Here is a 12,356-nt window from a genome sequence, read left to right as displayed (position 1 = left end):
GCCGGACGTGACTTCGCGTGATGATGTGCCCCGGCTTCAGTAGAGGTAATCAGAAGCCGTGGAGGCCGTGCGTTGAGTCTGGTGGATCGACGTGCTCGCGTTGAGGTGGGGGAGTGTTGTCCGGTTTCCGGACGGAGTTCTACCAGGCTGCCATCCACCTCACCGTCGTGGCCTAAGACCACGTCCGGGGGGATCCTCCCTGGGGCCATCCGGCAGGCTTACCAGGCCGGTGCCCCGCCCGGGTCCCCGGCCTGCTCGTGCAGCGTTCAGCCCCGATGGCAGAACGCTGGCCACCGCCAGCATCGCCCCCTTGGTGGCCGATGGCGGGCGGGACAGGTCGCCGCCGGGCCGCAGCCGGGCCGGGGCCCGTATCAGCGCGGCCCGGTCCATGCCTACGAGTCGCTCGCGCAGCATCGCGGGGGCCGAGCCAGCGGGCCGCGGATCTGGTTTATCGCCTGAGTGCGGGCCTGACCGCGCTACGGCGGGCGATCTGCAGGACCCAGACCGCCTCGACCACCCCGTCCCGGCTTTTGGGGATGCCGGTGGCGCGTCCCGCGAGCACGGCCGTCGCGGCGGCGTAGGCGTCGATAGGGTCGGACTTGCCCTTTGACCTGCGGGTCTTGCGATCCGGGCGGCCCACCTCGATGACCGTGACGCCAGCGGCGGTCAGCACCCGGGCGAGCTCGGCGCCGTAGGCGCCGGTGCCCTCCACACCCACCGCGACGAGCCCGCCGCCGTGTGAGCGCATCCAGTCCAGCAGGTCACGGTAGCCGCCGATCGTGGCGGGGAACTCCTGGTCGGCCAGGTGCCGGCCGACCGGGTCGATCATGGGCGCGTGATGTGTCAGGCCGTGGGTGTCGACTCCGCTCGTGATCTGCAAGCCATCATGCGTCGTGCTGGTCATGTCCGTCCATGTGGCGTGTCCGTTGCCAGGGTGGCACGCGCCGGTCGGGCGGGTGGACAAGACAGTGACGGGGCTTCTGGACCGAGCTCCGATAAGGTCACAACCGCCCGCCCGGCCGCCTGCGTGGTGACGCCCGGCAGGGCCGACAAATCCGATACAGGACAGCCGAGACGTCAGTCAGTCGAAGGGCCAGACCCCACCAGCAGCGTCACCACGAACATCATCACTGTCAGTCGATGCCTTCGATGATGCGGAAGTCGCGCTCGTAGCCGTCGGGGAGGGCCACCAGGGCCTTCTGGTACGCCTCGCTCTCGTATGTCGCGACGGCCTGTTCAAAGCTGTCGAACTCGATCAGAAGGACACGTTCCGTGATTCCGGCCTCGTGGGCGACGATTCGAGCGCCACGGGACAGGAGGCGCCCGCCCCCAGCCTGGACAGCCGCACGGGCCAGCTTGTCGTAGGCAGTCAGCATCTCTGGGTCGGAAATGGCGGGGTAGACGCTGACCCAGTAGCCCTTGGCCATGGAACCTCCTGTGTTCGGCCGGACACGTCTGACTTCGAAATTGACACTCAGATCGATCGATCCCGGCATGCGCAGGCTAGGGCTTGATGCGTGGCCGAGGGAAAGACCGGTACGGGATAGAGTCAGAACGGATCGTTATCAATCGGCAGGGAGAGCACGTGGCGCCGGATACGGTGAGCCTGCGGTACTTCCTGGTGCTGGCGCAGGAGTTGAACTTCACCCGCGCGGCCGCACGGATCGGTATCGCACAGCCCGCACTCAGCGCCCGGATGCGCCGGCTGGAGGCGGAACTCGGTACGGCCCTGCTGGTCCGCACCACGCGCAGCGTCGTATTGACCACGGCCGGTGCGGCCTTGGCGGAGTCCGCGCCGCCCGCGCTGGCGGCGCTGGACCGGGCATGGGACACCGCCCGGAGCGCGGCGGCCGGTGAACTGGGCACGCTGCGCATCGGATACAGCCTCAGTGCCGGAGCGGAGACGGCACCGGCCCTGGTGGACAGGCTGATTCGCGGCAACAACGGACTCGAGGTCAGCGCGGTCCCGATGGCGACACCGGAGATTTCCCCCGCGGTCGCCGACGGCCGCATCGATGCCGGGATCACCCGCGGTGAACAGCCGGGCCGTGGCGTGCGCCGGTCCCTGCTGCGGCGTCAGCGCATCGGGGTCCAGCTGGCGCAGCACCATCCGCTGGCCGAACACGCGGAGATCGAGATCGCCGACGCGGCCGCGTATCCGCTGCGACTCCCGGACCGTGCGGCCAACCCCGTGATCCACGACCAGCTGTCCGCACTTTTCCGAGACACCCGACCACACCCCCAGTTCCTCACGCCCGCAGTCTCCTTCGACATGTCTCAGCGCGACCTGCGCGACGGGGTCACTCTCGCCCCGGCCGGAGAAGCCGCGGTCACGACACAACCGGCCGGTCTCACCTGGCGACCGCTGCGGGGCGCGCCCAGCCTGACGATCCACCTGGTCCTCCCACGCGAGCAGTCGCCACTACACCGCCGCATCCGTGCCGTCGCCAAAACCCTGGCGCACGAGCTGCACTGGCTGCCGGACTGACGCGCAAGAGGTCAGCGAGACGGACGCCTGCGGTGGCGAGGCCGAAGACCGTGCGCCAAGCGAACTTCGCGGGGATGACGAAGACGGCGGTCTTGCTGAATGTCCGACACGACCTCGCTACGCCAGCGGATCAGCATCCGATGATGGCCCCGGGCCCGGTCCGAGTCGTAGACCGCGGCCCCGCCGACCCCGACCATTGAGAAGGGTGTTGCGTTCCCGCGCCCTTGGCGCTGCCCGATGACCCGCTGCTGCCTGAACCCGCCATGCTCAGCGGCGCGCTGATCGGCTACGTCTGCGTCTCCACCCGTGACCAACACCTGGACCGCCGGCTCGCCGCGCTCACCGGCGCGGGCTGCATCCGGATCTTCGCCGACAGAAGTCCGGCAAGAACGCCGAACGCGAAGAACTGGGGAAGACCCTGGACTACCTACGGCCTGGCGACACCCTGGTCGTCCCGTCCCTGGACCGGCTCGGCCGCTCCCTGCAGGACCCCATCGCCATCGTGGGGGCCTGCGCGAACGCGGCACCGGGTGCCGCTCCCTGCACGAAGCCCTGGACACCACCACCACCGGCGGCGGCCGCCCGGTCTTCCACGTCTTCGCCGCCCTGACCGAGTTCATCCGCGAACTCATCATCGAGGCACCAGCGAAGGACTGGACGTCGCCCGCGAGCGCGGTACCCGCCTGGGCCGCGCGCCCGCGATGGACCGCGACCAGATCGCCCAGGCCCGCGCGATACTCGCCCGCCCCGCCGCCAGCATCGCCCGCTTGCTCGGGGCCTCCCGGGCGACCTTGTACAAGCACCTGCCCGAACTCGCCGCCGGAGAACCCATATGACCGCCCGGCTCACCGACAACCACGCCGAACCCGGCGAGCCGCCGCCCAAAACAGTAGCCCGCCGTCGCCACCGAGTACGACCCGCCGCTCGACACCCCGGCCGAGGACCAGGAACCGTACGTGCGTCTGCCTTTCGACCCGAGCGAACCCATAGCCTCCTCGCTGGTGATCATCTAGGTCAGGTAGGAGCCTGTGAATCGAAAGTCCAGGTTCCGCTGCCGAGGAGGCGGTCTAGGTCGTCCGCGACCTGTGCGAGAAGGTCTTCTCCGAAGACGACAAGGGTTTGTTCGAGGTAGTGACCGAACGTTCCCACGCGGGCGTCCGCTGTGGTGAGGAACTGGAACTCCTGGTCGGCGATGGCGGTTCCCGGCCAGGACGGTTGTCCGGGGCCACCGACGCGGTGCGGGTCGAACTCCCATCCGTTGAGGTAAGGCCGACACTCGTACACCCATTCCCCGGGGCGGACGCAGGCGCGCAGGCCGCGTTCGATGACGCTTTCAGCGGCTGCGATCGTCGGGTCGTCGCGGTCGCCGAGCAAGCCGTAGAACCAGCGGCGCGAGTCGGCTGGCGCACGATAGCGTCCGCTGCCGCTGTCATAGTCGAAGCCGACGCGGGCCTCGCACCGGCGCTCGATTTGTCTGACCTCGCCGTTGTTGAGCGAGTGCCTTGCGGGCGGGGTCGCCGCAGGTTCGCCCGGCGGGGTCCAGTGGTGGGATCGTACAGTCGTGACCTCACGGAATCCGGTGGCGAGCAGGACGTCACGCACCTCCCCGTCGGCGTCGGCGACCAGGAACTGCTTGGACAGCGGCCGGAACCGCCATAGCGGCAGGTGGGCCAGGAGTTCGGGGCGGGCTGCGGTCAGCCCGCCGATGACGGCGTAGGCGGTGTCGGAGACGTTCTCCAGCCAGCAGGCCCCGGTGACCATTCCGCGGTGGGTCAGCACACGAACCTCAACGTCCCAATACGGAGCGGAGCGCATTGCGTGCCAGGTCTCCAAGGGGACCCGGTGCGGGCCGGTTCGCGCCGCAAGGTCGAGTGCCTGCTGCGCCTGTGGTTCATCCCAGCGGACCGATCCGGCTTCCCACATCGGCTCCGGCTCGGGGAAGTCGAGCTCGGCGATCTCACCGACCAAGACACTGCGCTCCCAACCTGCGGAGAAGCCGGCCGTGCCGAGCGCAATGCTCAGGTGCGACGCCGCTGCGTCGTGGTGGAACACGCGCCACTCCACGGGCTCTGTACGTGCGGCCGCGGATACCTGCACCATCTCGGCAAGCCGTGCGGCCGAAGCCGAGTCCTCCGCGTTCAGCGGGGGATGGTCAACGACGCAGTGGGTGCCGTAGTGCGTGAGGTTCAGCGGACCGATCCGCTCTACGACGGTGCCAAGCCGCGGAGGCATTCGAACGTGACCCCGCAGAGTGCCGTCGTGCTCCGCCAGGAGCTGCCCCGTATCCAACGCCACGTCGGCATTCAAGCAGCGTGATGCCCCAGGTACCACCACTTTGTTCCTGGCTCTCGGCTTTGTCCGACGGAAGGAAGGGCGGGGCGGCGCGGCACGCTGGTCACCACCGCAACCCCGAGATCGCGCCGACCTACCTCGAGGCGCAACAGACCTCGAGCGGCCGGTGGGTGGGGCTGCTCCTACGCCCCAGAGTGGGCCGCCTGAAGCGCTGAGCCCTGCTGCCCCAGCCGTCACCTGGCTTCAACTATCGACGTTCCTGACGATCACCGGTGATCGTCAGGGGAGCGCCGACGCACCGTTCGAAAACTCGTTCAACAACCCCTCGCATCCCTCGGGTCAACAACCACGGGGCGCTGTTGTTGAGTGACTGAACTTCTGACGACGGTTCCGCCCCCGCACTGGAGCTCCCCGGCGACCCGCTGACCGCCTTCCCCGCGCTCTTCTCGGAGGCCCGCGGACAACCGCCTCGTGGCCCAAGATGTGACTGTCCGTCGTTTTCTCTGCCTCGGTACTTGTCGTGTCCGTTTGGCCGGGGGTGGGCTGTTCGGGAAGCAGAAGGGCCGCCGCGGCGCCGGTGAGCGGTGTCGGCCGGGGCCGCGGCGGGCGTTTGCGGTTCGTGGTGCTCTGCTTAAAGGGCAGCGGTGAGGTCGACCTCGATGAGCTGGTCGGAAAAACCCAGCTGGGCGACTCCCAGCAGGGTACTGGCGGTGGTGAACGCAGCTCCCAGGGCCGAATCGACCAGCCTGGCCCACGCCTGTCCCAGAACCTTCTGCTCGTCGGACAGCACGTAGATCACCGACCGTATGACGTCCTCCGGCCCCGCCCCCACGGCCCGCAGGGCCGCCATCGAATTGGCCACCACCTGGTCGATCTGCGCGTCGAGGTCCCCGGCACCCACCACGGCGCCGTCCGGGCCGATCGGACACTGACCCGCAAGATGCGCGGTACGGCCCGCCTCCACGACGGTGATGTGGTGATAACCGGGAGTCTTGTGAAGCCCTTCGGGATTGATACGAGTGATCTTCTCTGCCATGCGGCCGAGTCTGGCAGGCCCATCCCGGCAGGCCGCAACTCGATTTCATGGCCGACACCGACTGCCGGCTCCCCAAGAACTGCACCAGCCCCTGGCCCGCGCCCGAACCGAGCAGACCACCCAGACGTGGAAGGACAAGCACACCATCCGCGCCAACGCCGGAAGTACCCTCCACCAAGCCGTCGCAACTTGCGGCATCCGGCGCGCCCGCTACCGGCGGCCTGCTCGCCGTCACCCTGCAGCACGTCTGCACCGCCAGCGCGATCAACCCGATCCGCCTGGACAACCGGCGGAACACCCCACCCCTCGACCACACCCGGACCAGCCACCTCACTCGACTCGATCACGCCCTGGCGGCCTGACGGAACTGGGCAGCAGGGCCAACGGGCACGACGAACACCGAGGCAGAAGACACGACGCTCAGCGAGTCACGTCCCAACCCAAGGCTCCAAGATCCGTTCGCGGGCGCTCACCGGAACAGCGCGCCTGAACCGAACCCACCAGCTCCAGGTGACTGGCGGGCCTACTCAGGTCGGGTCAGCTTCGGGAGTGGGACGCCTGGACCGTGGCGACGGGTGGGGGTGAAGCCCTTGCATCGGGTACCACCCGGGTGCGGCACAATCGTGATCACTTGCTTCGCGGAGAAGAGATCGTGATGACGTGGCTGCCCGCTGATTTCGTCCATCCCACTCGCGTCGCGCTCCCGGGCGGCGGCTACCACCTGCGCCCGATCAGCGGCTCGGACGCGCCGCTGGACTACCCGGCGGTGATGGGCTCGCGGGAGCGACTCGCGTCGTTCTACGGCGGCTGGCCGCGGACCGACATGACCTATGAGTACAACCTGGCGGACCTGGAGCGGCACGCGCGGGAGATCGAGGCGCACGAGTCCTTCAACTACGCGCTGTTGGACGATGCCGGGACCGCGCTGCTCGGCTGCGTCTACATCGACCCGCCGGTCCGCCAGGGGGCTGACGCCGAGATCTCCTGGTGGGTGGTCGACGGCCGCGTCGGCACCGAGCTGGAGAAGACGATGGCGGGCTTCGTCCCGGCCTGGATCGCCGGGGCCTGGTCGTTCGAGCGTCCGTGCGTCATCGGCCACGACGTGACCTGGGACGAGTGGCGCGCCCGGCCCAAGCTCGCCTGACAACGAATCCCAAGGCCCAGGTCGGTGCCACCAGAGGAGTAGGGCTGTTCGTGGCTGCAGCCCGGGGAGCCGGGCTCTGACAGAGCTCCCGAATCCCTTTTCCATCGAGCATCTCCGTAAGGTTCCAGCTGCCTGGACTCAGGTGTTCTGAGTACCGTCTGGAGCGCCCCGGAGAAGCTGGTCACTGTGACGTGGTCTCTGCCGAACTCGTGGCCGTTGGACGGCCCGATAGGCGGGCCATGGCCAGCCTCTCGACGTATCTGTGCAGCAGCCAGGCCGCTGCAAGGGAGGAGGGGATGATGAGGAATAGCGAGCACGCGGTCGCACCCAGGATGTTGAACGCTGCGTCCCATCCGAATACGAACCGGAACAGATACATAATCACAACATAGTGGATGATGTACAGCGCATAAGAGCGGTCGCCCAGGTAGCGCATAACGGGATGATGCAGGAAGGAAGGGGCTCCATGGAGTTCGCGGCTTGCGGTCCCCGCCACGATCAGCAACATCGGAAGCGCAAAGTAGGGTCCGAATGCGAAAATGGGAGGAAGGAATGCGAGCATCGCCATCGCGGCCAGGAGGAGGCCGATGCCGTATCGCAGGGGTACTTGTGGCCAGATGCCCTCCTGGAGCATGCGTGCGCCCAGCGTGCCGAGAATGAACTCTGGAAGCCTCGCGAGAGGCAGTGTGTATGCGAACCAGATTTGGCCGAGGGGAAGAGGAGCGTCGGGCGTGCTACCGGGACCGTCGATCATGAGAGCCACGCATGGAACTGATAGGCAGATTGCCACGGCAAATGCGCTGGCAGGCGCGAGATAGCGAGACGGGATTCTGCGGATGCCCGGGAGAAGGAACGGAAAGAGAGCATAGAAGAATACTTCGCATGCCAGGGACCATGTGGGTGGGTTGGCGACGAACGGGACGTGGTCGCGCACTGGGATCCAGGACTGCAGCAAGAGGAGATCTGCCACTTTGCTGGTGATGTCAAAGCTTGCATGGTCGGCGACGATGAAAGTTGCGTGGCTCCCACAAGTGGCGATGAGGAACACGGCCAGTATCCACGCCATGGAGTGGTTCGAGTATATCCGGACCATCCGGCGCCGCCAGAACTGGGCTCTGGTATCCGACTCGCGGGACGACCAGGTGAGAACGGTTCCGGAGAGTATGAAGAAGAGACTGACGGCTGCAGTGGCTAGAGGAAGAAGTGCGCCGGCGGCTTTTTGGGCGGCGCCATTTGTATAATGGAGGGGGATGAAGAAAGCGTGGGCGAAGAGTACGAAGCCCGCTGCGACCGCACGCAGGCCGGTCAGGGAGTGGAGGCGCCGCGTGGATTGGGTGGCCGACTCGGTCATGGTGTGCCGTCGTGGAAAGCGAACAGTTCCTCAGGGTAGATAGGACGGCCGACTCGAGGCCGGGCAGGTGAGCGCTCGGTTTCGAACGCCGCCGCCTGTGGCGATTCGACCGGCCGCTCACCATCAAAGCCGCGCAGGCGTTCCTGCTGTCCGGCGTCGACGGAGGGGCGTTGGGCCGTTGCCGCAGCACCACCGGGGTTTTCCGGGAGCGGCCCCGCCCGCCTGACCGGCCGATGACGCTCGTCGGCCGCCGTCCTACAGCTGCGCTGCAGGACCTGCTGGAGCGGAAGTCGGCCGGGCGCCGCTACCTCAAGGCGATGGTCCATGCCGTCGACCGCAGCGGGAGCGCGGTACCTACCAGCTTCATCGTGTCGGCAACCGGGACCGTGACGCGCCCCAGCCGGCTGGGTTCCGGACTGGTCGACATCGACCTCGATCACGGTATCCATGAACCCCTGCCCGAGGGGGCCCGGGAGATCTGGAACCTGTGGCATGTCGGCCGTCCCACCAGTCCGAATCTGTGGTCCGGCTACGCCCGAGCCATGCGCGATGAATGGTGCCGGGCTGCCGTGATCTACCATCCCTACGCCCAGCCGGAACGTCCTCCCGGACGCACCTACGAGCTCGACGGCTGCCACATCACCGACGTCGAAGGCTTCTACTGCGCCCTCGGCGAGGCCATCAACGAACCCGGCGGCTACTTCGGCTGGCATCACCAAGCCCTCCTCGAGTGCCTGCGCGGCGAGTGGGGCGCCGCCCCTCCGTTCCGGCGGCGCTGGCACCACTCCAACGTGGCACGCCACCACCTGATCCCGGGCTACGACCGCCCGTCTTACGACATCCGCGGCTGGGGCCCCCGCGTCACCTTGGAGGACATTCTCGCCGACCTCACCGATGCTGGGATCACTGTCGACCTCCGCTAAATGCGAGTGGATCTCTGCTGTTCAGTGATTGCGCCGGGTCGGATGTAGCGCATCGCGGTGGCTACCGTGTGAACGGTGAGCCTCAGAGACGTCGGCTGGTCCCAGCAGCACCCCACCAAGACCCTCACCGACCCCGACGACGGACCGATCGAGGTCGACGTGGAGATGGTCCCGCTCATCGAGGCCGTCTGGGCCGCAGGCCACACCACGATCATGAGCTGCCAGGACATCGGAGAGTCCATCCTCACCGGCGGCACCGTCATCCCCGAACACCTATGGGAACGCAACGGCGCCTACTACCTGGGCATGGCCTGGCTCAAAGTCCCCGCCGACCAGGGGCCCCGCCTCATGACGACCTGGGAACCACTGGCCCGGCAGCGCCGCGGCGAATGGCTCGCCCAGGTCCCCATCCAGGGCGGGCGCCTCTGCGGCTACGCCTCCATCCACCTCCCCCGCGAACAGATCACCCAGGCCACCGACCTCCTCACCTGACCAAAAAAAACCGGCCCAGGGGCACATCACCCGATTCAGCACGCACGCCACCGACATACCGAAACTGCACCCCAATACCTTCGACACCGATCCCGCCGAGGACGACATCGACGCCGCGCAGGAGGCCACGTAGCCCACACCCGGCAGCACCAACACTGGCTTGCCGACAACCGGAGCATGGACGACCACCAGGCCAGGGACGATCGGCGCTCGCCGAGCGCTCGGCCGACGCCGTTTGGTGTCAAGTGTTTTCACCGTGCCGAAAGAGTCTTTCGGTCGTGTCGGCAGTCGTCCACGCTCTCCCCATCTGCCGGGTCAGGGGACCCGGATCGAGTGGATGGGGGATGAGATGCACTCGAAGTCACCGATCATGAGGAAGGCCGCCGTTCTTGGGGCCAGCCTCGCCTTCACACTGGGCGTCATGATCGCGCCGGCGCAGGCCGCCACCAACAGCACGGCCGCCGCGACGACCGGCAGCGTCACTCAGCAGACGGCCGGAACCTGGCACTTCTGGAAGAGCTACTGGACGAAAGGCGAGTGCAAGGCTGCTGGCAAGAAGGTCCTGAACTCGAGTTCCCGCTACCGCGGGTACTTGTGCGGATATGCGACCGGTACCGACCACAAGTGGAAGTGGCATCTCTACATCTACTACTGAGGGACTGGGGACCACTCGGCAGCCTGATCCAGGCTCGGCTCTCGGGAACGTGCGATGAGCCCATGGGTGCCTGTGGCCCCCGACTTGACTGGGGCGGGGGCCACAGGCCGTATCGAGGAGGGCCAGTGGGTTCGTGGTCGAGAACGGCCAGGAGGGCGTCCCGTTCTCCGTCGCCGCCGCCCTCGATCACGACGAGGCGAACGTGGAAGCGGTGATGGCCGACTGCACGCGGGCACCGACCACGCAGGGTCGGCGGGTCGGCCCCGGCAACGGCCCGACCTCCAGGAGCAGATCCTGGAGGTCGGGATCAGCCCGAGCTGCCCGGGGCGGCCCCGGCAGTGCTCTTCGGGGCGCGCCGAGGGCCAGGCCGGGTGTCGACAAACGGTTGTCTGCCGACCCTTGGCGGGCGACCGCATGACCCCGGGCGACATGTGTCGACAACCCGTGCCGGGTTTCAACGTCGGTGAAGGGCACGTGCCACGTGTCCTTCGCATTCAGCGGCAACACCAGCGGGGCCGTCCGACTCGTCGCGTCCGAGTGACCGCCTACCGGGGCCGAAATCCTGAGGCCGTCTTGTCGGTGGTGGGAAGGAGGATGACCGGTATGCCGCATACGACGCGTCCACCGATCGTGGACGTCACCGAGGACATTCCCGCGCTGGCCGCGTACGCCCGCACCGCCGTCCGGCTGCATCCGCGCCGGGGAAATCCGCAGCCGGGCGACAGCAGTATCGGCGGGCCGTTGTGGTGGCCCGCCGATGAGCCCTGGCCATTGTGCGATCAGCCGCACGGCCCCGCGCGGTCCGCCGGAACGCCGGTCGCGATGGCGGCGATCGCGCAGATCTACGCGTCCGACGTCCCTGCCTACCCCTTCCCGCAGGGCACTGACCTACTGCAGATCCTCTGGTGCCCTAACCACGACGGCGACTGGCCCGACGAGACGATCATTGTGCGGTGGCGGCGCGCGGCTGATGTCACTGCGGTCGTCACCGATCAGCCGACGCCGCACATGGTCGAAGAGCTGCTGATGCCGGTCCCCTGCGTGCTCGACCCCGAGCCGGTCACCGAGTACCCGTATGCGGAGGAGCTCCCTCAGGAGATCGCGGTCGCTATCGACGACTGGGATGCCGGGTATCCCGCCTACCAGTACGGACTGTCGATCGCGTCCGGCTGCAAGCTGGGCGGCGGTATGGCCTTCAACGTCACCGACATGGGGGAGCCCCCGGAATGCGCGCAGTGCGGCGCTCCCGCTCACCTGATCCTGCAACTGGACAGCTCCGAGTGGGGCGGCGAGTCCGATCATGAGGGCGGCCCGCCCCGCTGGCGGCCGGTGGAGGACGCCGACCTCGACACTGACGCCTACTGGGCCGCCCGGGAGCCGACCGGCCTGCAGATCGGCCGCTACAGCCATGGCGGCTTTTTCGGCTGCTCCGCCGATCACCGACATCCGGTGGCATTCCACAGTCAGTGACCACCGGGCCGCGACTGCCTCATTGGACGGCATCCTTCGCCGCGTCCGGTAGTGAAGCCGTCCGTGGCCCGCTCCTCGAACTCGCTCGTTCGCGGCCTTCGCGAGCATGCGTGGTAGCGCGGCGCGGCCCCCAAGGTGTTGCCCGCCGCCAGGTCCAGCGAGTAGGCCCGGCAGTGGCCGCGCGGGTCGGCTGCGACCTGCAGAAGGGGACGTCTGTGTGACGTCAGGCCATGGGTCCTTAGCCAAGGTTGTCGGCACGTCGGGTCACGTTACTTGGCTCCGGCCGGGCTCCAATAGCCTGCTTTGGCGCTCGGCGGGTGCGGGAGCCGATGCTCCTGGCGGTTGGAGATCTGCGCGGCTGAACACCGGGCATGCGAGGAGTTCAGTGAGAACCTTGCGCTGCCTGCCGGTCAAAGGATTGAAGAACACCACCGCCACGGCATCGACCGCCGCGCGCTCCTCAGCGATCTCGCTGACCTTCCCCGTGCTCATGAGCGTCCGGGAG

General features: G+C 67.7%; 13 protein-coding genes. 7 read left to right on the top strand and 6 right to left on the bottom strand.

The window, feature by feature from the left end:
* Window positions 1–448: 448 nt before the first annotated feature.
* Together EBO15_RS11815 and EBO15_RS11810 are read right to left on the bottom strand one after the other, a co-directional pair.
* Window positions 449–904, bottom strand: coding sequence for an IS110 family transposase (locus EBO15_RS11815; RefSeq protein ID WP_122194387.1), 456 nt, complete (start codon window positions 902–904; stop codon window positions 449–451).
* A 229-nt stretch (window positions 905–1,133) separates the two neighbouring features.
* Window positions 1,134–1,427 carry a DUF1330 domain-containing protein gene (locus tag EBO15_RS11810; protein ID WP_122194386.1) on the bottom strand — a complete coding sequence of 98 codons (294 nt, stop codon included), beginning with the start codon at window positions 1,425–1,427 and terminating at the stop codon, window positions 1,134–1,136.
* A 158-nt stretch (window positions 1,428–1,585) separates the two neighbouring features.
* On the opposite strand from EBO15_RS11810, the gene EBO15_RS11805 reads away from it, so the two are divergent.
* The gene (locus EBO15_RS11805; protein ID WP_122194385.1) at window positions 1,586–2,488 is read left to right on the top strand and encodes a LysR family transcriptional regulator; all 903 of its coding nucleotides are present in this window, start codon (window positions 1,586–1,588) and stop codon (window positions 2,486–2,488) included.
* 352 nt (window positions 2,489–2,840) lie between these two features.
* Complete coding sequence (locus EBO15_RS45935; RefSeq protein ID WP_325051898.1) at window positions 2,841–3,098, top strand: recombinase family protein; 258 nt, start codon at window positions 2,841–2,843, stop codon at window positions 3,096–3,098.
* Between the two features lie 404 nt (window positions 3,099–3,502).
* Here the strand turns inward: EBO15_RS45935 and EBO15_RS11795 are convergent, their stop codons facing one another.
* Both EBO15_RS11795 and EBO15_RS11790 read right to left on the bottom strand, forming a co-directional pair.
* On the bottom strand, window positions 3,503–4,783 hold the full coding sequence (locus EBO15_RS11795; RefSeq protein WP_122194384.1) for a DUF2716 domain-containing protein: 1,281 nt from the start codon (window positions 4,781–4,783) through the stop codon (window positions 3,503–3,505).
* Between the two features lie 628 nt (window positions 4,784–5,411).
* Window positions 5,412–5,816, bottom strand: a complete 405-nt coding sequence (locus EBO15_RS11790) for a RidA family protein (protein ID WP_122194383.1) — start codon at window positions 5,814–5,816, stop codon at window positions 5,412–5,414.
* 631 nt (window positions 5,817–6,447) lie between these two features.
* On the opposite strand from EBO15_RS11790, the gene EBO15_RS11785 reads away from it, so the two are divergent.
* Window positions 6,448–6,960 (top strand): GNAT family N-acetyltransferase, encoded by a 513-nt coding sequence (locus tag EBO15_RS11785; RefSeq protein WP_199744478.1) that lies wholly within the window; start codon window positions 6,448–6,450, stop codon window positions 6,958–6,960.
* Window positions 6,961–7,141: 181 nt separating this feature from the next.
* On the opposite strand, the gene EBO15_RS11780 is transcribed toward EBO15_RS11785, so the two are convergent.
* A complete protein-coding gene (locus tag EBO15_RS11780; RefSeq protein WP_122194381.1) occupies window positions 7,142–8,311 on the bottom strand; it encodes an acyltransferase family protein in 1,170 nt (389 codons plus the stop codon).
* Between the two features lie 233 nt (window positions 8,312–8,544).
* Between EBO15_RS11780 and EBO15_RS11775 the strand changes: the two genes are divergently transcribed.
* The 4 genes from EBO15_RS11775 (at window position 8,545) to EBO15_RS11760 (ending at window position 11,851) form a co-directional block, all read left to right on the top strand.
* Window positions 8,545–9,234: a barstar family protein gene (locus EBO15_RS11775; RefSeq protein ID WP_122194380.1), complete on the top strand. Its 690-nt coding sequence runs from the start codon at window positions 8,545–8,547 to the stop codon at window positions 9,232–9,234.
* A gap of 75 nt (window positions 9,235–9,309) precedes the next feature.
* A complete protein-coding gene (locus EBO15_RS11770) occupies window positions 9,310–9,726 on the top strand; it encodes a hypothetical protein (protein WP_122194379.1) in 417 nt (138 codons plus the stop codon).
* Window positions 9,727–10,075: 349 nt separating this feature from the next.
* Window positions 10,076–10,381: a hypothetical protein gene (locus EBO15_RS11765; RefSeq protein WP_147481460.1), complete on the top strand. Its 306-nt coding sequence runs from the start codon at window positions 10,076–10,078 to the stop codon at window positions 10,379–10,381.
* A 594-nt stretch (window positions 10,382–10,975) separates the two neighbouring features.
* Window positions 10,976–11,851 carry a YwqG family protein gene (locus tag EBO15_RS11760; protein WP_147481459.1) on the top strand — a complete coding sequence of 292 codons (876 nt, stop codon included), beginning with the start codon at window positions 10,976–10,978 and terminating at the stop codon, window positions 11,849–11,851.
* Between the two features lie 264 nt (window positions 11,852–12,115).
* Here EBO15_RS11760 and EBO15_RS45930 read toward each other — a convergent pair whose 3' ends face one another.
* Complete coding sequence (locus EBO15_RS45930) at window positions 12,116–12,343, bottom strand: HflX-like GTP-binding protein (protein WP_233616127.1); 228 nt, start codon at window positions 12,341–12,343, stop codon at window positions 12,116–12,118.
* Window positions 12,344–12,356: the final 13 nt, after the last annotated feature.

Source organism: Actinomadura harenae (assembly GCF_003696215.1).
GTDB lineage: Bacteria > Actinomycetota > Actinomycetes > Streptosporangiales > Streptosporangiaceae > Spirillospora > Spirillospora harenae.
The sequence above is the reverse complement of the archived record's forward strand: the minus strand, read 5'-3'. Positions and strand labels throughout refer to the sequence as shown.